20 protein-coding genes are annotated in these 19,349 nt (G+C 61.1%); 8 read left to right on the forward strand and 12 right to left on the reverse strand.

What is annotated here, in order from left to right:
• Positions 1 to 94: 94 nt before the first annotated feature.
• The 8 genes from H097_RS03000 to H097_RS03035 all read right to left on the reverse strand — a co-directional run bounded on the left by H097_RS03000 (position 95) and on the right by H097_RS03035 (position 6,610).
• Positions 95 to 1,003 carry a sugar kinase gene (locus H097_RS03000; protein ID WP_032857214.1) on the reverse strand — a complete coding sequence of 303 codons (909 nt, stop codon included), beginning with the start codon at positions 1,001 to 1,003 and terminating at the stop codon, positions 95 to 97.
• Between the two features lie 139 nt (positions 1,004 to 1,142).
• Positions 1,143 to 2,351: an amino acid deaminase gene (locus tag H097_RS03005; RefSeq protein ID WP_032857216.1), complete on the reverse strand. Its 1,209-nt coding sequence runs from the start codon at positions 2,349 to 2,351 to the stop codon at positions 1,143 to 1,145.
• 17 nt (positions 2,352 to 2,368) lie between these two features.
• Entirely contained in the window at positions 2,369 to 3,133 is a 765-nt protein-coding gene (locus H097_RS03010; protein WP_032857219.1) for an IclR family transcriptional regulator, read from the reverse strand.
• A gap of 81 nt (positions 3,134 to 3,214) precedes the next feature.
• Positions 3,215 to 3,604, reverse strand: a complete 390-nt coding sequence (locus tag H097_RS03015) for a RidA family protein (protein WP_032857221.1) — start codon at positions 3,602 to 3,604, stop codon at positions 3,215 to 3,217.
• 15 nt (positions 3,605 to 3,619) lie between these two features.
• The gene (locus H097_RS03020) at positions 3,620 to 4,387 is read right to left on the reverse strand and encodes an amino acid ABC transporter ATP-binding protein (protein ID WP_032857222.1); all 768 of its coding nucleotides are present in this window, start codon (positions 4,385 to 4,387) and stop codon (positions 3,620 to 3,622) included.
• Complete coding sequence (locus H097_RS03025; RefSeq protein ID WP_032857223.1) at positions 4,384 to 5,034, reverse strand: amino acid ABC transporter permease; 651 nt, start codon at positions 5,032 to 5,034, stop codon at positions 4,384 to 4,386. Before H097_RS03025 ends, H097_RS03020 begins: the two co-directional genes overlap by 4 nt.
• Before the next feature lie 12 nt (positions 5,035 to 5,046).
• Entirely contained in the window at positions 5,047 to 5,709 is a 663-nt protein-coding gene (locus tag H097_RS03030) for an amino acid ABC transporter permease (protein ID WP_032857225.1), read from the reverse strand.
• Positions 5,710 to 5,761: 52 nt separating this feature from the next.
• Positions 5,762 to 6,610: a transporter substrate-binding domain-containing protein gene (locus tag H097_RS03035; protein ID WP_032857227.1), complete on the reverse strand. Its 849-nt coding sequence runs from the start codon at positions 6,608 to 6,610 to the stop codon at positions 5,762 to 5,764.
• A 334-nt stretch (positions 6,611 to 6,944) separates the two neighbouring features.
• On the opposite strand from H097_RS03035, the gene H097_RS03040 reads away from it, so the two are divergent.
• Positions 6,945 to 7,307, forward strand: a complete 363-nt coding sequence (locus H097_RS03040; protein WP_032857228.1) for a thioredoxin family protein — start codon at positions 6,945 to 6,947, stop codon at positions 7,305 to 7,307.
• Here the strand turns inward: H097_RS03040 and H097_RS03045 are convergent.
• The 3 genes from H097_RS03045 to rpiB form a co-directional block, all read right to left on the reverse strand.
• The gene (locus H097_RS03045) at positions 7,304 to 8,866 is read right to left on the reverse strand and encodes a TerC family protein (protein WP_032857229.1); all 1,563 of its coding nucleotides are present in this window, start codon (positions 8,864 to 8,866) and stop codon (positions 7,304 to 7,306) included. The genes H097_RS03040 and H097_RS03045 overlap by 4 nt on opposite strands.
• A gap of 374 nt (positions 8,867 to 9,240) precedes the next feature.
• The gene (locus H097_RS03050; RefSeq protein ID WP_032857231.1) at positions 9,241 to 10,221 is read right to left on the reverse strand and encodes a sugar-binding transcriptional regulator; all 981 of its coding nucleotides are present in this window, start codon (positions 10,219 to 10,221) and stop codon (positions 9,241 to 9,243) included.
• Between the two features lie 63 nt (positions 10,222 to 10,284).
• Positions 10,285 to 10,746, reverse strand: a complete 462-nt coding sequence (gene rpiB, locus H097_RS03055) for a ribose 5-phosphate isomerase B (protein ID WP_032857232.1) — start codon at positions 10,744 to 10,746, stop codon at positions 10,285 to 10,287.
• A gap of 282 nt (positions 10,747 to 11,028) precedes the next feature.
• On the opposite strand from rpiB, the gene H097_RS03060 reads away from it, so the two are divergent.
• The 7 genes from H097_RS03060 (at position 11,029) to dhaL (ending at position 18,411) form a co-directional block, all read left to right on the forward strand.
• Positions 11,029 to 12,516, forward strand: coding sequence for a sugar ABC transporter ATP-binding protein (locus H097_RS03060; RefSeq protein ID WP_032857233.1), 1,488 nt, complete (start codon positions 11,029 to 11,031; stop codon positions 12,514 to 12,516).
• Positions 12,513 to 13,490: an ABC transporter permease gene (locus tag H097_RS03065; protein WP_032857234.1), complete on the forward strand. Its 978-nt coding sequence runs from the start codon at positions 12,513 to 12,515 to the stop codon at positions 13,488 to 13,490. The genes H097_RS03060 and H097_RS03065 overlap by 4 nt, the downstream gene beginning before the upstream one ends.
• Positions 13,491 to 13,545: 55 nt before the next feature.
• Positions 13,546 to 14,556, forward strand: a complete 1,011-nt coding sequence (locus tag H097_RS03070) for a substrate-binding domain-containing protein (protein ID WP_032857235.1) — start codon at positions 13,546 to 13,548, stop codon at positions 14,554 to 14,556.
• Positions 14,557 to 14,704: 148 nt separating this feature from the next.
• Entirely contained in the window at positions 14,705 to 15,460 is a 756-nt protein-coding gene (locus H097_RS03075) for an SDR family oxidoreductase (protein WP_032857237.1), read from the forward strand.
• Positions 15,461 to 15,486: 26 nt separating this feature from the next.
• Positions 15,487 to 16,602, forward strand: a complete 1,116-nt coding sequence (locus H097_RS03080; RefSeq protein WP_032857238.1) for an alcohol dehydrogenase catalytic domain-containing protein — start codon at positions 15,487 to 15,489, stop codon at positions 16,600 to 16,602.
• Between the two features lie 156 nt (positions 16,603 to 16,758).
• Entirely contained in the window at positions 16,759 to 17,760 is a 1,002-nt protein-coding gene (locus tag H097_RS03085) for a dihydroxyacetone kinase subunit DhaK (protein WP_032857240.1), read from the forward strand.
• Positions 17,761 to 17,763: 3 nt separating this feature from the next.
• Complete coding sequence (dhaL, locus tag H097_RS03090; RefSeq protein ID WP_032857242.1) at positions 17,764 to 18,411, forward strand: dihydroxyacetone kinase subunit DhaL; 648 nt, start codon at positions 17,764 to 17,766, stop codon at positions 18,409 to 18,411.
• 10 nt (positions 18,412 to 18,421) lie between these two features.
• Here dhaL and H097_RS03095 read toward each other — a convergent pair whose 3' ends face one another.
• Positions 18,422 to 19,297: a LysR substrate-binding domain-containing protein gene (locus H097_RS03095; RefSeq protein WP_032857245.1), complete on the reverse strand. Its 876-nt coding sequence runs from the start codon at positions 19,295 to 19,297 to the stop codon at positions 18,422 to 18,424.
• Positions 19,298 to 19,349: the final 52 nt, after the last annotated feature.

Genomic DNA, 19,349 nt, shown 5'->3' on the forward strand with positions numbered 1-19,349 from the left:
GAGGCTGCTAGCTGAAACTGTCCAACTTTTCGGGGGCAGTCCAAAATGTGGGAGCCGGGCTTGCCCGCGATCCGCCGCAGGCGACCTTACACTCTCAATCCCTGGGAATCAGCGCCCCCGGAACCTGGATCACCCGGCTCGCCAGCCAATGCCCAGCCAAGGCTGCCTCTTGCGGCGAACCACCGCGCAGCCGGCTGGCCAGGTACGCCGCGCTGAACGAATCCCCCGCCGCCGTGGTGTCCACCACCTGCTCGACCACCACCGCCGGCACCGCGAAACGTTCAGCGCCACAACGAATCAGACAATCATCCGCCCCGCGCTTGAGCACCACTTCACTGATGTCCGGGTAGGCGGCGAACACCTGCTCGCTGTCGACATAGCCAAACAAGGCCCGTTCATCGTCCTCGGTGAGCAAGGCCATATCCACATGGGCAAGCACCTGCCGATAGGCCGCGCGAGCAGCTTCGACACCGGCCCACAGACGTGGACGGTAGTTATTGTCGAACACCACCCGAGCACCGCGCTGGCGGGCTTCAACCAAGACCGCCAACAGGCGTTCGCGCCCTGTTTCGCCCAATACAGCCAGGGTAATACCGCTGAAATACAACACGTCATAACTCGGCAAGGCAGCTAGAATCGGTTCGGCCGCAGGCGTGGTGAAACAGTCGCGCACCGCCGCTTCGTTGCGCCAGTAGAGAAACTTACGCTCACCGCTGGCATCGGTCTGGATGCAATACAAACCCGGCAGGCGCCCCGGCAGACGCTGGACCTGTTCCAGGCCCAGACCTTCAGCGGCCCATTGCTGGCACATGGCATCACTGAAACTGTCATCGCCCAGGGCGGTGACGTAGTCCACCGTGCTGTGTGCGCCGAGTTCGCGGCGCAGGTAGACGGCGGTGTTCAAGGTATCGCCGCCGAAGCTCTGTTGCAGGCTGCCGTCGGCGCGGTGTTGCAATTCGATCATGCATTCGCCGATCAGGGCGATGCGGGGGATTGGCTTCATGTCACAGATCTCCAAATACACCTCCACTGTAGGAGCGAGCTTGCTCGCGAAAAACTCAAGATCGCCACGGGTTGTCAGATAGCCAGCGCTATCGTTGACGATTTTCGCGAGCAAGCTCGCTCCTACGGTGGGCCGCGGTCTAGAAGCAGGTGCGCAGCGACTCAACCACCTGCAACTGCTCATCCACCAGGCACCCCACCTGCCACTTGTCGAAGGTCAGGCACGGGTGCGAGGTGCCAAAGGAGATGATGTCGCCAATGCGCAGCTCAACCCCCTCCGCCACACTCATGAACGCATGCTGGTCCATCACCGCCGTGACCTTGCAGCCACTCACATCATCGCCCGCCGCCGGCAGCACGCCGGCCTTGTAGCGTTTGAGCGGCACCGGCAAGCCGGCGTCATAGGCCACGTCACGCTTGCCCAGGGCAATCACCGCAAACCCCGGCTGCGGCAACGACTGCACATGAGCCCAGACTTCCAGGGCCGGGCGCAAGCCTTCGCTGAGGTCGCTGCGCCGGTCGAGTACACAGCATTGCGCCTCCTTGTAGATGCCATGGTCGTGGGCCACATAGCTGCCAGGGCGCAGCACGCTGAGGAAACGCCCCTCGGCATTTTGCGCGGCGAAGGACTCGGCGATCAGGTCATACCAGGCCGAACCCGAAGCCGTGATGATCGGCTTGCCCAGGTCGAAGGCACCGCTGTTCTGCATATCCACCGCCAGGCGTACCAGGGACGCGGCAAACTCGCGGATACCACGGATGGCATGCTCGCCATGGATCACCCCTTCGTAACCTTCGATACCCGTGAGCGCCAGGGCCGGCTGGGCCTTGATCGCCCGTGCCAGGTCCAGCACCTCTTGCTCGCTGCGACAGCCACAGCGCCCGCCGACCACACCGTACTCGATCATCACGTTCAGGCGCAGGCCACGGGCAGCGAAGAACGCACCGAGGTCAGCCACGTTGTCCGGGTGGTCGACCATGCAATGGAAGTCAAAACCCGGGTCAGCCAACAGCTCGGCGATCAACGCCATGTTCGGTGCGCCCACCAATTGGTTGGCCATCAACACCCGACGCACCCCGCCGGCATAGGCCGCGCGAGTCTGTACTGCCGTGGCCAGGGTGATGCCCCAGGCGCCTTGCGCCAACTGACGCTCAAACAGCGCCGGCATCATGCTGGTCTTGCCATGGGGCGCCAGTTGCGCGCCGCTTTTGCTGACAAAGTCCTGCATCCAGCGAATGTTGTGTTCCAGTGCAGCACGGTGCAGCACCAGGGCTGGCAGGCTGACGTCGCGCACCAGGTGGGCACCGCTGGCAGCAGCGCCTTTTTCAACAGCATTGAAGGCAGACATGGGGTTACTCCGTTTTGCTATTCGTTGATGCGCCGGGCCAGATTGTTGGCGCTTTCGATCAGCACCCGGCGATAGTCGTTGTAGTTGTTCTTGGCGTCGGCCCGTGGAGCGACGATGCACAGGGTCGCAATGGCGATACCCTGGGCATCGCGTACCGGGGCGGCAAAGCAGTGGGTAAAGGTGTCGGCGACGCTGTCGAAGGAGAAAAAACCATCGACCGTGGCCTGGCGGATTTGCCCGAGGAAAGTCTCCAGGGGCAGGCGCTGGCCGTCCGGCAGGATGAAGTCATCGTGGTCGATCAAGTCGATAATCTGCTGGTCGCTCAAGTGCCCAAGTAACAGGCGCCCGGAAGCCGTCCAGGGGATTGGCGCGTTCTCACCGATGTCCGAGGAAATGCGGAAATGCCGCTCGCCCTCGCGCATCAGCGCCACCGTGTATTTACGCCCGTTGAGCAGGCACATCTGCGCCGTTTCATGGGTCTGGCTGACGATCTCCTGCAGGGCGTGATCGGCCTCGCGGGTCAGGTCGAAATGACGCAAGTGGGCCTGCCCGAGGAAGTACAGCTGACGGCCCAGGTAGACGTGGCCGTCCTTGCCCACCGCTTCGAGAATCCGCCGCTCCAATAGGGACGCGACCAGCTCATAGACCGTAGACTTGGGGCTGCCGATGCCGCTGGCGATATCGTTGGGGCGCAGGGGCTGGCCGACTTCCTTGAGAAAATCGAGGATATCGAACGCTCGGTCGAGGCCTTTGGCGCGGCGTTTGATGGTGTCTTCGGTCATGGCAGTCTTCGGTCCGGAAATCATAGGGCTTGCACCCAATCCCCTGTGGGATTGGATTTGAGTGGTCTTCAGATCGAGCATTTAGCCTTTTTTCTTGTAGGCCACGCAATCGATCTCAACCTTGCAATCGACCATCATGTTAGCCTGCACACAAGCCCGTGCCGGGGCATGTTCGGGGGTGAAGTATTCGCCGAACACCTTGTTGAAACTCCAGAAATCCCGTGGATCTTCCAGCCATACACCGACACGCACCACGTCTTCAAGACCATAACCGGCCTCTTCCAGGATCGCGACGACGTTCTTCATGGTCTGGTGGGTCTGCTCGACAATCCCGCCATTGATGATTTCGCCCTCCACCGCCGGCACCTGCCCGGACACATACAACCAGCCATCCGCTTCCACCGCGCGGGCAAACGGGCGGGGTTGGCCGCCACCTGCAGTGCTGCCAGCGCCGTAACGAGTAATGCTCATAAAGTTGCTCCTTGATTAAAAACGAATATTTTTCAGAAATTCCGCCAAGCGCGGTGATTGCGGGCGCTCGAAGATAGCCTTCGGCGGCCCCTGCTCTTCAATCCGGCCCTGGTTCATAAATACGATGTTGTCCGAGACCTCGTAGGCAAAGCGCATTTCATGGGTCACCAGCAGCATGGTCATGCCCTCTTGCGCCAGGTTCTTGATCACACTGAGCACTTCACCCACCAACTCCGGGTCCAGCGCCGAGGTCACTTCGTCGAACAGCATCAGGCTCGGGTTCATCGCAATCGCCCGGGCAATTGCCACGCGTTGCTGCTGGCCGCCAGACAACTGACCGGGGAAGTGGTTGCGCCGTTCCAGGAGGCCGACGCGCTCCAGCCATTTTTCTGCCAGGGCCACCGCTTCGTCCTTGCCCATGTGCTTGACCTTGAGCAGGCCCAGGGTAACGTTCTGCAACGCGGTCAGATGAGGGAACAGGTTGAATTGCTGGAACGCCATGCCGGTCATCGCGCGATGTTGGGCGATGACCTTTTCCGGATGGCGCACGCGTTTGCCGGCGACATCGCGGTAACCGATGGACTCACCGTCGAGGGTGATCTGCCCACCCTGGAACTCTTCCAGCAGGTTGACGCAACGCAGCAGTGTGGTCTTGCCCGAGCCGCTGGAGCCGATCAACGTCACGACGTTGCCACGTTGCAGCGACAGATCGACGCCCTTGAGTACTTCCACCGCGCCATATTGCTTGCGCAGGCCGCTGATGTTGAGCAATGGTTGATTCATGGCAAGGCCACCCGCTTTTCAATGTAGCGCCCGAATAACTCGATGGCGTAGTTGATGACAAAGAACAGAAACCCGGCGAACAGGTAGAACTCCAGGGTCATGAAGGTCCGCGCGATGACTTGCTGGGTACTCAACAGCAATTCGGCAACGCCGATCACCGACAACAGGGTCGAGGCCTTGACGATCTCAGTGGAGGAATTGACCCAGGTCGGCAAAATCTGCCGCAGCGCCTGGGGCAACAACACATACCCCAGGGACTGGTAGAAGGTCAGCCCGATGGCCTTGCCGGCCTCCAGTTGCCCACGGGGAATGGCTTGCAGCGCACCGCGCACAATCTCGGCGACATGGGAGCCGCAAAACAGCGTCAGGCCCAGGGCGCCGGCCTGGAACGCACTGATCTGCCAGCCGAGCGCCGGCGCCATGTAGAAACAGGCCAGCACCAACACAAACACCGGGGTACCCCGGATCAGGTCGACGTACAGGCGAAACGGCGCGCGCATCCAGAACTTGCCGTAGGTCAGCACCAGCCCGGCGACGATGCCGATCAGGGTGCCGAAGATAATCGCCAGCACCGAGCAATACACGCTGGTCTGGAACCCAGTCCAGAGGGTTTCCCGGGCGATCCACAACTCATGCAGCCAATACATGGAAAACCCCTCTTATCGACGGATCGCCAAACGCTGCTCCAGGTAACGCAGCAGCATGGCGATGAGGTAACAGGCAGCCACATAGAGCGCAGTCGTCACCAGCCAGGTTTCAATCACCCGGTAGCTTTCGACGTTGATCTTGCGGGCGTAATAGGTCAGCTCCGGCACGGCAATCGCGGCCGCCAGGGAGGTGTCCTTGAACAGCGAGATAAAGTTGTTCGACAGGGCCGGCAGCACATTGCGCAGCATTACTGGCACGGTGATATAGGCGCGGATCTGCCACTCACCCAGGCCAATCGCCAGGCCTGCCTCGCGCAAGCCCTTGGGAATATTCAACAGGCCGGCACGGAACACTTCGGTCAGGTAGGCGCCGGCGTACAACGACAGGGTGATGATGAACGAGGGGATCTTGTCCAGGCGGATGCCCAGGCTGGGCAAGGCGAAATAGATCAACAGGATCAGCACCAGGATCGGCGTGTTGCGCACCACCGTCACATACACCGAGGCCAGGATGCGTAACGCGCGGTGTTTGGACAGCATGGCAAAGGCCATCAACAGGCCAATCACGCAGCCGATGGCAATCGACAGCAAGGCCAGTTGCAGGCCCAGGCCGAGCCCCACCAGCAAGGTGTCGAAATCACGCCATACCGCGGCAAAATTCAACTGATAGTTCATGGTCGGCAATACCTTGACCGGGGCGCCAGCAACGACGCCCCGCGCTCACAATTCATTTGAACTCGACGGGAAAACCAATCGCCGGGGTCGGCAGATCGACACCAAACCACTGTTTGAACGACGCTGCGTAGGTCGGGAACTCCACGCCGGTCATGGCTTCATGCAGGGCCGTGTTGACGAAATTCAGCCAGTCCTGGTCGCCACGCTTGACCGCACACGCATAGGTTTGCGGGCTCCAGGCGTAGGTAGGGCTACGGTAGCGACCGGGGTTCTGCACCATCAGGTACTTGACCGAAGACTGGTCGGTGGCGGCGGTGTCGGCACGCCCGGAGTTCACGGCCTGGTACATCAGGTCGACGCTGTCGTACTGGTCGACCTTGGCCTTGGGCAGTGCCTGGTGTACCAGTTCTTCGGCGTAGACGTTTTGCAGCACGGCCACGATGACGTCGTCGCCCGCCGCTTGCAGGTCTTCGATTTCCTTGTACTTGCTGTTGGCCGGCAACAGCAGGCCGACGCCTTCGCGGTAGTACGGCAAGGTGAACGCCACTTGCTGCGCGCGGCTGGCGGTAACGGTAATGAACTGGCAGCTCATATCGACTTTGTTGGTCAGCAGGTTGGGAATCCGCGCATCGGATGACTGCACCACAAACTCGACTTTGCTCGGGTCGTTGAACAGGCCCTTGGCGACGATGCGCCCGATATCGATATCAAAACCCTGCAACTTGCCATCCGCTCCCTGGAAGTGCCACGGCGCATTGGTACTGCCTGTACCGACGATCAGGTGCCCACGGGAGAGCACGCTGTCGAGTTTGCCGTCTGCCGCCTGCACCAGGCCTGCAAAAGACGCCTGCGCGGCGAAGAGAAAAACACACGCTTTGAACACGGAAGGTCGGTGATGCATGACAAGCACTCCAGGAGTTGTGTATTCCGCTATACCGGAACTTTGTATGTAACAACGGAATAGACAGCAGAAAGTGTGCCACAGCCAGTAACAGAAAAATATCGATGCCTTGAATCAGTTTTAAATCAGTCAGATACGCAGGGATCGACGACACAACATTGCGCAAGCTTCGGCAGGCAGATTGCTACCGTGCGCCCCAACCGAAGGTGGAAGGTTCTATTTGAGTGCGCATTTGCACACATCAGAGGCGCTACCTGTGAACTCTGACAGTAGACCCGCTCACCCGCCTCGCTTAGCGTTCAGGACACAGCCATGGGCATAAAGGAAGCTTGTCATGGGGTTGATCACCACGGTAATCGACGACGCGGATGCGTATAGAAGTGCGCTGGAGACCCAACGCACGGTATTCATGCTCTTTGTATCGCCCCAGTGCCCGGCATGCGGTGCGGCCAAGCCACTGTTCAGCAAAGTGGCCGGACGTTATCGCCGCCAGGCTGCGCTTTATGTGCTGGATACGACTCAGACCCCACGCCATCCCGAGGTGACCGGCACACCAACGCTGCTGATCCTGAAGAACGGCAGGCTGGTCGAAAAACTCAAGGGGTTCGGCCCCTGGGAGACCCAGGAGCAGACCCTGAAGAGAACCTTCGAGCGGCACACCCGAGGTGTGCCGACCAAACGCGCAAAGCCTCGTTAACCCACCGAAACAGGGGTCAACAGCACCTGCGTCACCCGCCGCTCCTCCACCGCTGCCACGGTCAGGCGCCAACCTTCGTGCTCCAGGCTATCCCCTACCACCGGCAGGCGATCCAACAAGCTCATGACCAGGCCCGCAAGGGTCTGGTAATCCTCGGTGGCCACCGCCTGGAAACCGGTGCGCTGGCGAATCAGGTTCAGGTTCAACGCACCGTTGGCGCGGTAACCGCCCTGCTCTTCAACGATGTCCGGCCCTTCCACTTCACTGGCGTCCGGCAACTCACCGGCGATGGACTCAAGAATGTCGGTCATGCTCAACACTCCCATGAAGTCGCCGAATTCGTTGATCACGAAGGCAATGTGCGTCGACTCCTGGCGCATCTGCTCCAGGGAGTTGAGGATCGAGAAACTGTCCAGCAGGTTGATCGCCCGACGCGCCAAGTGCTCCAGGTTGGGCTCATTGCCGGCCAGGTACTCCTTGAGCAATTCCTTCTTGTGCACGAAGCCCAACGGCTCATCCACCGCGCCGTTACGGATCAGCGGCAAACGCGAGTAGGACGAGTGCATCAGTTTCAGGCGAATAGTCTCCGGATCGTCAGCCAGATCGATGCAGTCGACATTCGCCCGTGGCGTCATCAAGGTGCGGATCGGCCGCTCGGCCAGTTGCAGCACACCGCTGATCATGATCCGTTCGCGACGATCGAACAGCGGGCCTTGAGGGTTATCGCCGCCATCGAGCAGGTCGGTAACGTCTTCACCCACTTCTTCCACCGCCAGGCTGCGACCGCCCAGCAGGCGCATGACCGCATGGGCCGTGCGCTCACGGATCGGTCGCAGGCCTTGCGCGGACTTCTTGCGACGTGCCCGGGCGATCTGGTTGAACACCTCGATCAGGATCGAGAAACCAATGGCCGCGTACAGGTAGCCTTTGGGAATATGGAAGCCCAGGCCTTCGGCGGTCAGGGCGAAACCAATCATCATCAAGAAGCCCAGGCACAGCATGATCACTGTCGGGTGCGCATTGACGAAGCGGGTCAACGGCTTGCTGGCCACGATCATCACGCCGATGGACACGATCACCGCGATCATCATCACCGCCAGCTCATCCACCATCCCGACTGCCGTAATCACCGCATCGAGGGAGAACACCGCATCCAGCACCACGATCTGCGCCACGATCGGCCAGAACATCGCGTAGGCCGCATTGCCGGTACGTTCGGTGATATGCCCTTCGAGCCGCTCATGCAACTCCATGGTGGCCTTGAACAACAGGAACACACCACCGAACAGCATGATCAGGTCACGTCCGGAGAAGCTCTTGTCGAACACTTCGAACAACGGCTGGGTCAAGGTCACCAACCAGGAAATACTCGCCAACAGGCCCAGGCGCATGATCAGCGCCAGGGACAAACCGATCAACCGCGCACGGTCGCGCTGCTCCGGCGGCAGTTTGTCTGCCAGGATCGCGATAAACACCAGGTTGTCGATGCCCAGTACCAGTTCCAGCACAATCAAGGTCAACAGGCCGAGCCAGGCCGTTGGATCCGCTAACCATTCCATATAAAAGTCTCTGTCTCTTTATTTGATATTCAGAATGCCGGGCATGGCAAAACGCGATCAGGTGACCGGGAATAGGTTAGCAGTCGGAATACAGGATGTTTCAGCGGGAACAACGACAGTAGAGGTCTTGGGGAAAGACGACTGGGGGGCTCCGAGAGGGTGTTCATGCAAGTCCTGCAGTGAGAAAAGGACTTTAATCCTACAGCCGAAATACAAATTTCCTACAATTTAAAACTATTACAAGATCTGTAAAAGCAGGCGCACGAAGCCTGTAGGAGCTGGCTTGCCTGCGATGCATACGCCACGGTGTATCAGTCACGCTGCGGTGATGCTATCGCAGGCAAGCCAGTGTCCACATTTTGATAGGAGGCGGCTCAGGTTTTGCGGGTTGCGTCGTCCAGCGCCAGGATGGTGTGGGCATTAGTTACCGTGGTTGCCAGGGTGTTGATCACCCCCGAGCGCAACGCCCCCAGCGTCGCCGCAGCCTTGGTGTTTTCACTGGCGATTGCCACTACATCTGGAATACGGAACAGCTCCTGTACCGTCAAGCCGATCACCCGCCCTTGAATGGCGTTGACCGCGGGCTGGCCGTGGATGTCGATAAAGTCGTAGCCCATCATGTCGCCCACCGTGCCGGACAAACGCGCCTGGGCGATTTCCTGGGGTGAGAACCAGCCCATGCGCACCATATTGCTGTTTTCGCTCATGTCACCGATGCCGATCAGCGCCATATCGGCGCGGCGCGCGCGGTCCAGGGTCGAGCGCACGGTGTCGTTGCTGATCAAGATGCTGCGCAGTTCCGGATTGGCGACCAGCGCCGGGGCATACAGGCTTTCACTCTCGCCGCCAAAGCGCAGGGCCAGGCGCCGACAGATATGGTCGGGGTTCATGTATTCACCCGCCTTGAGCGAACCGCCAATGGCGCAGACAAACGTGCAGTTGCGCGTCACCGGCAAAAACACGTTATCGGCCACCGCCCCCACATTGCGCCCCATGCCAACGGCGACAATCATGCCGTCGCCCAGGGTCTTGTTCAGGTAGTTGGCCACCAGACTGGCCACGGCGGAGCGCTGGGTGTCGGCGTCGCTGTGATCGACCGCGATCAACGCACGGTCCAGCTGGAAGCGCTCCACCAGCGCCTGCTCCAATTCATTGTTCATTGCCGGATGCTGCAACACCCGCACCTCGACAATCCCTTCATCGCGCGCACGCTTGAGCAGCCGGCTGACTTTCGCGCGGGACAGGTCAAAGCGCTTGGCGATGGCTTCCTGAGTGACGTTCTCAAGGTAATAGAGCATCGCCACTTCGGTCATCAGATCGATATCGCTGGCGGTGCGCAGGGTACTGTCACTCATGGGGACGGGCTTCCGTTTCGGCGTCAAAGGCGCATTCTCCCGACTCTTGCCCCACCACGTCCACTACTGATGCCCATCACGCTCTATGGCATTGATGCGCTCGACCTTGGCCCCGGAACGCGCCGCCTCGAACTCCGAGGCCAGAAACGCAGTGACGATGCTCTTGGCCAGTTCCGCCCCGACCACCCGCGCACCAATGGACAGGATCTGCGCATCGTTGCTCTTGCGCGCCCGCTCCGCCGAATAGGTGTCGTGGGCCTGGGCCGCGCGAATCCCCAGGACTTTGTTGGCCGAGATAGCCATGCCGATGCCCGTGCCACACACCAGCACCCCCAGGCGCTGTTGCCCGGCGTTGATGGCCGTGGCCACTGCCAGTGCAATGTCCGGGTAGAGCACGGGCGCCGTGGAATGGGTGCCAAAGTCGGTCACCGGATACCCCAACGCCTCGATATGGCGCTTCAACAGCTCCTTGAGCTCATAACCTGCTTCGTCACATCCGATAGCCACCGGGAAAGGTGAGTTCATGACATTAGGCTCCGCTGCCGTGGTGAAACTTAAGACTGATCATATGATCACTCGATGAAATTTCTATCAGTCATTTCTCGGATATTCCCTCGCAACTGTCAAGCACGTTTTAACTGACCCGCCAGTCAAACCCCTCTAAAACGCCACGAAATAAGAGATGGCAGGCAATTACAAGTTTTCAGTGAAAGAGATTGACTGATCAGAATTTCATTTGGTACACATATGATCACGCAGCAACACGACTGTGTACCTAATAAGAATTCACAGCACGAGGACACGCCGATGGCTACGCCATTACTGCTCCAGGCTGAACACGTCGCCAAGGCCTACGCCGGCATCCCTGCCCTGCGTGACGGCCGCCTCTCGCTGCGGGCCGGCAGCGTGCATGCTCTGTGCGGCGGCAACGGCGCCGGCAAATCCACATTCCTCAGCATCCTGATGGGCATCACCCAGCGTGATGCCGGCAACATCCTGCTCAATGGCGCCCCTGTGCATTTCCATCGCCCCAGCGAAGCGCTGGCGGCGGGGGTCGCGATGATCACCCAGGAGCTGGAGCCGATCCCTTACATGACCGTCGCCGAGAACATCTGGCTGGGCCGCGAACCACGGCGCGCCGGCTGCATCGTCGACAGCAAGGAACTGAACCGGCGCACCCGCGAGTTGCTGGAAAGCCTGGAGTTCGAGGTCGAGGCCACCGCCCCCATGCACCGCCTGAGCGTGGCGCAGATCCAGTTGGTGGAGATCGCCAAGGCGTTCAGCCATGACTGCCAGGTGATGATCATGGACGAACCCACTTCCGCCATCGGCGAGCGTGAAGCCGAAACCCTGTTCAAGGCTATCCGCCGCCTCACTGCCCGCGGTGCCGGGATCGTCTATGTGTCCCATCGTCTCAGCGAGCTGGCGCAGATCGCCGACGACTACAGCATCTTCCGCGATGGCGCCTTCGTCGAAAGCGGACGCATGGCCGATATCGACCGCGCCCACCTGGTGCGCGGTATTGTCGGCCAGGAGCTGACGCGCATCGACCACAAGGCCGGGCGTGAAAGCGCCGCCGAGTGCTGCCTGGACGTCCAGGGCCTGAGCCGCAGCGGCGAGTTCCAGGACATCAGCCTGCAATTGCGCCAGGGCGAAATCCTCGGCATCTATGGCCTGATGGGCTCGGGGCGCAGCGAGTTCCTCAACTGCATTTACGGCCTGACCACCCCGGATGCCGGCAGCGTCACCCTGCAAGGCAAGCCGATGCCCATCGGGCTGCCCAAGGCGACCATCCGCGCGGGCATGTCCCTGGTTACCGAGGACCGCAAGGAAAGTGGCCTGGTGCTCAGCTCCAGCATCCTCTCGAACATCGCATTATCGGCGTACAAGCAGCTGTCGAGCTGGTCGCTGATCAATGCGCGCAAGGAAAACCAATTGGCCGAAGACATGGTCAAGCGCCTACAAATCAAGACCACCTCCCTGGACCTGCCGGTGGCGTCCATGAGCGGCGGCAATCAACAGAAGGTGGTGCTTGCCAAATGCCTGTCGACCCAACCGGTGTGCCTGCTGTGCGATGAGCCGACCCGGGGTATCGATGAAGGCGCCAAGCAGGAGATCTATCACTTGCTGGACCAGTTCGTGCGCGCCGGTGGCGCGGCCATCGTGGTGTCGTCGGAAGCCCCGGAACTGCTGCACCTGAGTGACCGTATCGCCGTCTTCAAGGGTGGCCGACTGGTGACTATCAGCAGCGACACCGCCCTTTCCCAGGAAGCCTTGTTGAGTCTTGCCTCATGAACGCCAAAACCATTGCCGCTCCGTTGACCACCCCCGCGCGCAGCCGCCTGCGTCTTTCCCTCGACCGCTTTGGCCTGCCGCTGGTGTTTATCCTGCTGTGCGTGGTCATGGCGTTTTCCAGCGAATACTTCATGACTTGGCGCAACTGGATGGACATCCTGCGCCAGACCTCGATCAACGGCATCCTCGCTGTAGGCATGACCTATGTGATCCTGACCAAGGGCATTGACCTCTCGGTGGGCTCGATCCTCGCCTTCGCCGGCCTGTGCAGCGCCCTGGTCGCGACCCAGGGCTACGGCTTGCTGGCCGCCGTCAGCGCCGGGATGTTTGCCGGCGCGATGCTGGGGGTGGTCAACGGCTTCATGGTGGCCAACCTGTCGATCCCGCCCTTCGTCGCGACCCTGGGCATGCTCAGCATTGCCCGGGGCATGACCTTCATCCTCAACGACGGCAGCCCGGTCACTGACTTGCCGGATGCCTACCTGGCCCTGGGCATCGGCAAGTTCGGGCCGATTGGCGTGCCGGTGATCATCTTTGCCGTGGTCGCGCTGATTTTCTGGATGGTGCTGCGCTACACCACTTACGGGCGCTATATCTACGCGGTAGGCGGCAACGAAAAGAGCGCACGCACCTCGGGGATTGGGGTGCGCAAGGTGACGTTCTCGGTGTACGTGGTCTCCGGGCTACTGGCGGGCCTGGCGGGTGTCGTTCTGGCAGCACGCACCACCTCCGCCCTGCCCCAGGCCGGCATGTCTTATGAGCTGGATGCGATTGCCGCCGTGGTGATCGGCGGCACCAGCCTGTCCGGCGGCGTCGGCACCATCGTCGGCACGCTGTTCGGCGCCCTGCTGATCGGGGTGATCAACAACGGCCTGAACCTGCTCGGTGTGTCCTCCTATTACCAGCAAGTCGCCAAGGGCCTGATCATCGTGCTCGCGGTGTTGATTGACGTGTGGCGCAAGAAAAAACGCTAGTCGCTTTTCCTCTGAAACGAACTGAACGACCACAACAATAAACGGAGTTCTCATCATGAAATTCGCTACATCATTTGCCGCCGTTGCGGCCCTCACCCTGCTCGCCAGCAGCATCACCCTGGCCGCCGAAGGCAAGCCCTACAAGATCGGCGCCGCCGTCTACGGCCTCAAGGGCCAGTTCATGCAGAACTGGGTGCGCGAACTCAAAGAGCACCCGGCGGTCAAGGACGGCAGCGTGCAAATCACCGTATTCGATGGCAACTACGATGCGCTGACCCAGAACAACCAGATCGAAACCATGATCACTCAGCGCTTCGATGCGATCCTGTTTGTCCCCATCGATACCAAGGCCGGCATCGGCACCGTGACCCGGGCAATGGCCGAAGACATCCCGGTGATTGCCTCCAATGCCAAGCTGGCAGACCCCAAGATTCCTTACGTGGGCAACGATGACGTCGAGGGTGGCCGGCTCCAGGCCCAGGCCATGGTCGAGCAGCTCAAAGGCAAGGGCAATGTGGCGATCATCCAGGGGCCGATTGGCCAGTCGGCCCAGATCGACCGGGAACGGGGCGAGATGGAGGTACTGAACAAGCACCCGCAGATCAAGATTATCGAGATGAAGACCGCCAACTGGTCCCGGGCCGAAGCCCTGGCCTTGACCGAAGACTGGCTCAATGCCCATCCCAATGGCGGCATCTCCGGGATCATCGCGCAAAACGACGACATGGCCCTCGGCGCCCTGCAAGCGGTGAAGTCCCGCGGACTGACGCCCACCGAAGTACCGGTGACGTCCATCGACGGCATGCCGGATGCCATCCAGGCTGCGAAGAGAAACGAAATCACCACCTTCCTGCAAGACGCCCAGGCGCAATCCCAAGGCGCCCTGGACGTAGCCCTGCGCGCCCTGGCCGGCAAGGACTACAAGCCGCGCTCCGTGATTTGGGAGCGCTATGCCAAGGACGTGCAATGGGGCGACGGCACCGCCAAGAGCTACATCCTGCCGTGGGTGCCCGTGACCACTGCGAATGCGGATGCGCTGTACCAGCAGGTCAGTGGCACTAAATAAATATTGAGTTGAAATACAGCCCAGTGTAGGAGCTGGCTTGCCTGCGATGCGAGCACCTCGGTGTATCAGGGTTACCCAGTCGATGCTATCGCAGGCAAGCCAGCTCCCACATTTGATCTCCACTGTTTTTGAGAATGGAGTTAAACCAATGTCTGGATTCTGGAACCAAGCCTTCGACCTCAGTGGCCGCTGCGCCGTGATCACCGGCGGGGCCGCGGGGATTGGCCTGGCGTGTGCCAGCCTGCTGGTGGAGCGTGGTGCGCGCGTGGCCTTGCTCGACCGTGATCCGGCCGTGGCCGAAGTCGCCGCCAGCCTCGGCGCCGGGCATCTGGGGATCGTCGTCGACCTGCGCCTGCTGGACCAGGTGCAGAGCAGCATCGACTCCGTGTTCGCGCACTTCAAACGCCTGGACTACCTGGTCAACAGCGCCGGCGTGGTGATGTTGGACAAGGCCATCGACGTCAGCGAAAACGCCTGGGACATCACCCTGGACATCAACCTCAAGGCCAGCTTCTTCGTAGCCCAGGCCTGTGCCAAATACATGCTGGCCCAAGGCAGCGGGCGCATCGTCAACCTGGCCTCCCAGGCAGCGGTGATCGGCCTGGACCGGCACGTGGCGTATTGCGCGAGCAAGGCGGCGATTGTCGGCATGACCAAGGTACTGGCCATGGAATGGGCACCGCACATCAATGTAAATGCCATCTCCCCGACCATCGTCGAAACCGCCCTGGGCAAGAAAGCCTGGGCGGGCGAGGTGGGCGAACGGGCCAAATTGCAGATCCCGGCGGGCCGTTTTGCCCAGCCGGATGAAATCGCCGGGCTGGCGTTGTACCTGCTCAGTGACGCGGCCCAGATGATCACCGGCGCCAATATGGTGATCGACGGCGGCTACAGCATTCAGTAACCCATCTATTCGTCGCGAGGTTTGTCATGTCCACCGCCACCGAACGTACCGCCGAACAACTCAACCCGGTAATCCCCAAGACCATGCAGGCCGTGGTGTGCCACGGCCCGGAAGACTATCGCCTGGAAACCGTCGACGTCCCGACACCCGGCCCCGACGAAATCCTGACCAAGGTCGAGCTGTGCGGCATCTGCATGGGCGATATCAAGACCTATCGCGGCGCACCATCGTTCTGGGGCGACGCCGAGCAGCCGCGCTACGTCAAGCCGCCGATGATTCCCGGGCATGAGTTTGTGTGCCGCGTGGTCGCCCTGGGCCCTGGCGCCGAGAAGCGTGGGGTGAAGGTTGGCGACCGGGTGATTTCCGAGCAGATCGTGCCCTGCTGGGGTTGTCGCTTCTGCAACCACGGCCAGTACTGGATGTGCCAGAAACACGACCTCTACGGTTTCCAGAACAACGTCCAGGGCGCCATGGCCCAGTACATGATCTTCACCAAGGAAGGCATCATCCACCAGGTGCCGGATTCCATCGCGCCAGACGAGGCGATCCTGATCGAACCCCTGGCCTGCTCGCTGCACGCGGCGGAACGGGCCAATGTGGATTTCGACGATGTCGTAGTGGTAGCCGGCGCCGGCACCCTGGGCCTGGGCATCATCGGCGCGGTGCGCATGCGTAACCCCAAACGCCTGATCGTGCTCGACATGAAACCCGAACGCGCCGAACTGGCCCTGCGCATGGGCGCCGACGAGGTCTGGAACCCGGCCGAGGTGGATGTACTGGCAAAAATCCGCGAAATCACCGACGGTTATGGCTGCGATATCTATATCGAAGCCACCGGGCACCACAAGGCGGTGAACCAGGGCCTGGCGATGCTGCGCAAGCTGGGGCGCTTCGTCGAATTCAGCGTATTCAACGACGAGGCCACGGTAGATTGGTCGATCATTGGCGACCGCAAGGAACTGGATGTGCTGGGTTCGCACCTGGGCCCCTACATGTACCCACGGGCCATCGACTTTATCGGTAAGCGCAAGATCGACATGCGCGACGTGGTGACCCACAAGTTTGCATTGGCGGATTTCAAGGAAGCGTTTGCGGTGATGGAACGTGGGGACAAGTCCTTGAAGGTCGTGCTCGAACCCTAAAACACCCCAACCGCTTTTTACTGTAGGAGCGAGCTTGCTCGCGAAAAACCTGAGGGCGACGCACTCATCCAGGCAGCCCGCGTTAGCGTTAACGTTTTTCGCGAGCAAGCTCGCTCCTACAGTCAGTTGCTCACAACAAGAACAGGAACCCGCGTTATGAATCGAGTCATCAACGATCCGGACCAAGTGGTCGAGGACATGCTGCGCGGCATTCTGGTCGCCCATCCCGAACTGCGCCAGAGCGACACCAATCCCCGCGTGATCAGCAAGGCCAAGCCCTCCAGCCAGGGCTGCGTCGGCATCGTCACCGGTGGCGGCTCGGGCCATGAGCCGGCGTTTCTCGGTTATGTCGGCCCAGGCTTGGTGGACGCCGTGGCCGTCGGCGAAATCTTCTCTTCGCCCACCGCCAAGAGCTTTTTCGATGCCTTCCGCGCCGCCGACCATGGGGCTGGCGTGGCTTGCCTGTACGGCAACTATGCCGGCGACAATATGAACGTGAAGCTGGCAATGAAAATGGCCGCCAGCAAGGACATGCAGATCCGCACCGTGGTCGCCAACGATGACGTGGCCTCGGCCCCCAAGGCCGATATCGCCAAGCGTCGCGGGGTGGCCGGGGAGATTTTCATGTGGAAGATCGGCGGTGCCGCCGCCGCGCAGCACTACGACCTGGATGGAGTGATTCGCGTCGCACAGAAGGCCGTCGATCACTGTCGCTCCATCGGTATCGGCCTGACCCCCTGCACCATTGCGGCAGTGGGCAAGCCGAACTTCCAGATCCCCGACGGCCAGATGGAATTGGGTATCGGCCACCACGGCGAACCCGGGATCGAAGTGATTCCGATCGAATCCGCCGCCGCCATGGCCGCGCGCATGCTGGCACCGATCCTCGCCGACCGTGACTTCAGCCAGGATGACAGCGTGGTGGTGCTGGTCTCGGGCCTGGGCGCGACGCCAGTAATGGAGCTGTACATCTTCTACGCCGAAGTCGAAAGCCAGCTCAAGGCCAAGGGCCTGAAGATCCATCGCTGCTACGTCGGCAACTACTTCACCTCCCTGGAAATGATGGGCGTGACCCTGACCCTGCTAGGCCTGGATGCCGAGCTGAAAACCCTGATCGACCAACCTTGCCGCTCCATCGGCATGACCCAGGCGGAATAAACCATGAGCCAGCATTTTTCTACCCACGATGGCAGTGCAATTGTCGCCGACCTGGTCAGCGTGATCGTCGCCAACCGTGAGTACCTCAGCGAAGTCGACGGTGCGATTGGCGATGGCGACCACGGCATCAATATGGCCAAGGGCTTCGCCCATTGCGGCCGCACCATCGAAGGCCGGCAGTTGACCCTGGCCGAGGCCCTGGATGAACTGACCTTGAGCCTGATGGAGGGCATCGGTGGCTCCATGGGACCGCTGTATGGCAGCCTGTTTATCGGCATGGCCGACGAGGTGCGCGGCTGCGAAGACATCAATGGCGCCACCTTCGCCCATTTGCTGCGCGGCGGCCTGACTTCGTTGCAGGACATCACCGAAGCCGGTGTGGGCGACAAGTGCTTGATGGACACCCTGATTCCGGCGGTGGAGGCGTTTGAGCGGGCGCAGGCAGCGGGCGCGTCCTTCGGTGCTGCCCTGGACGCGATGAAAACTGCAGCCTCCCAGGGCCGCGACTCGACCAAGGACCTGGTGGCCAAGATTGGCCGGGCCAGCCGCCTGGGCGAACGCTCGCTGGGGGTACTGGATGCCGGGGCGGTGTCCTGCTGCCTGATCCTCACGCAACTGGCAGACTCGATCCAACCCCGCCTGACCCTGTAGGAGCCGACGCCTACAAAGTGGGGTTATGTTTGACGTGCTGGATATACCGCGCCACCGCCGGGGCCTTTTCAAAGCGCCGGTAAATCAGCGACAGCCACGACGAGGCATCGTTGCCCTGGATGTTGCGGTATTGCACACCCGGCAGGCTGACATGCCCCACCACCGACTCCGGCACCACCGCCACGCCCTGCCCCAGCGACACCAGGGCAATCACCGCCACCAGGCCTCCCGGCTGCGGCCCCAGGCGCGGGGCATACCCGCCTTGCGCGGCCACCTGCAAGGTGCCGCTGATTTGCTCGGGCAGGATGAAGGTCTCGTTCTGCAAATGCTCGCAGGTGATCGCCTTCAAACCCAGCAGCCACGACCCCTGGGGCAACGCCAGGACAAAACCTTCGCTGCCCAGGCGTAGCGCCTCCACACCGTCGGGCAAGGTCATCGGTGAGCGAATATAGCCAATGTCGTAGCGCCCCTCGGCCACCAGCCCCGGCAACAGGGCCATGGGGCTTTCCCGTACGCTGAGGCTGACATCGGCAAACTCTGCGCAAAATGCCTGGACCTGCCGTTGCAACACTCCCGAATACACCGCCGACGCGACATAACCCAACTCGATATGGCCGATCTCGCCACGCCCGGCGCGCTGTGCATTGCGCTGGGCAAACTCGAACTGGCGCACGGTGGCCTCGGCTTCGGCCAACAGCGCAGTGCCCGCCTCCGTCAGGCTGACGTCGCGCTGGCGGCGGATAAACAGGCGAGTGCCCAAGGCACGCTCCATATCCTGGATCTGCCGGCTCAAGGTGGGCGGGGCAATGTCCAACTGCTCGGCGGCACGCGTGAAGTTGCGGTGCCGGGCAACGGCCAGGAAGTAGCGGAAATGGCGTATTTCCATTGCAGGATTAGCTCAAAGGTAATGATGTGCTTCGCTTCGGCTAACAGAACCA

Source organism: Pseudomonas sp. FH4, assembly GCF_000510915.2.
Lineage (GTDB): Bacteria > Pseudomonadota > Gammaproteobacteria > Pseudomonadales > Pseudomonadaceae > Aquipseudomonas > Aquipseudomonas brenneri.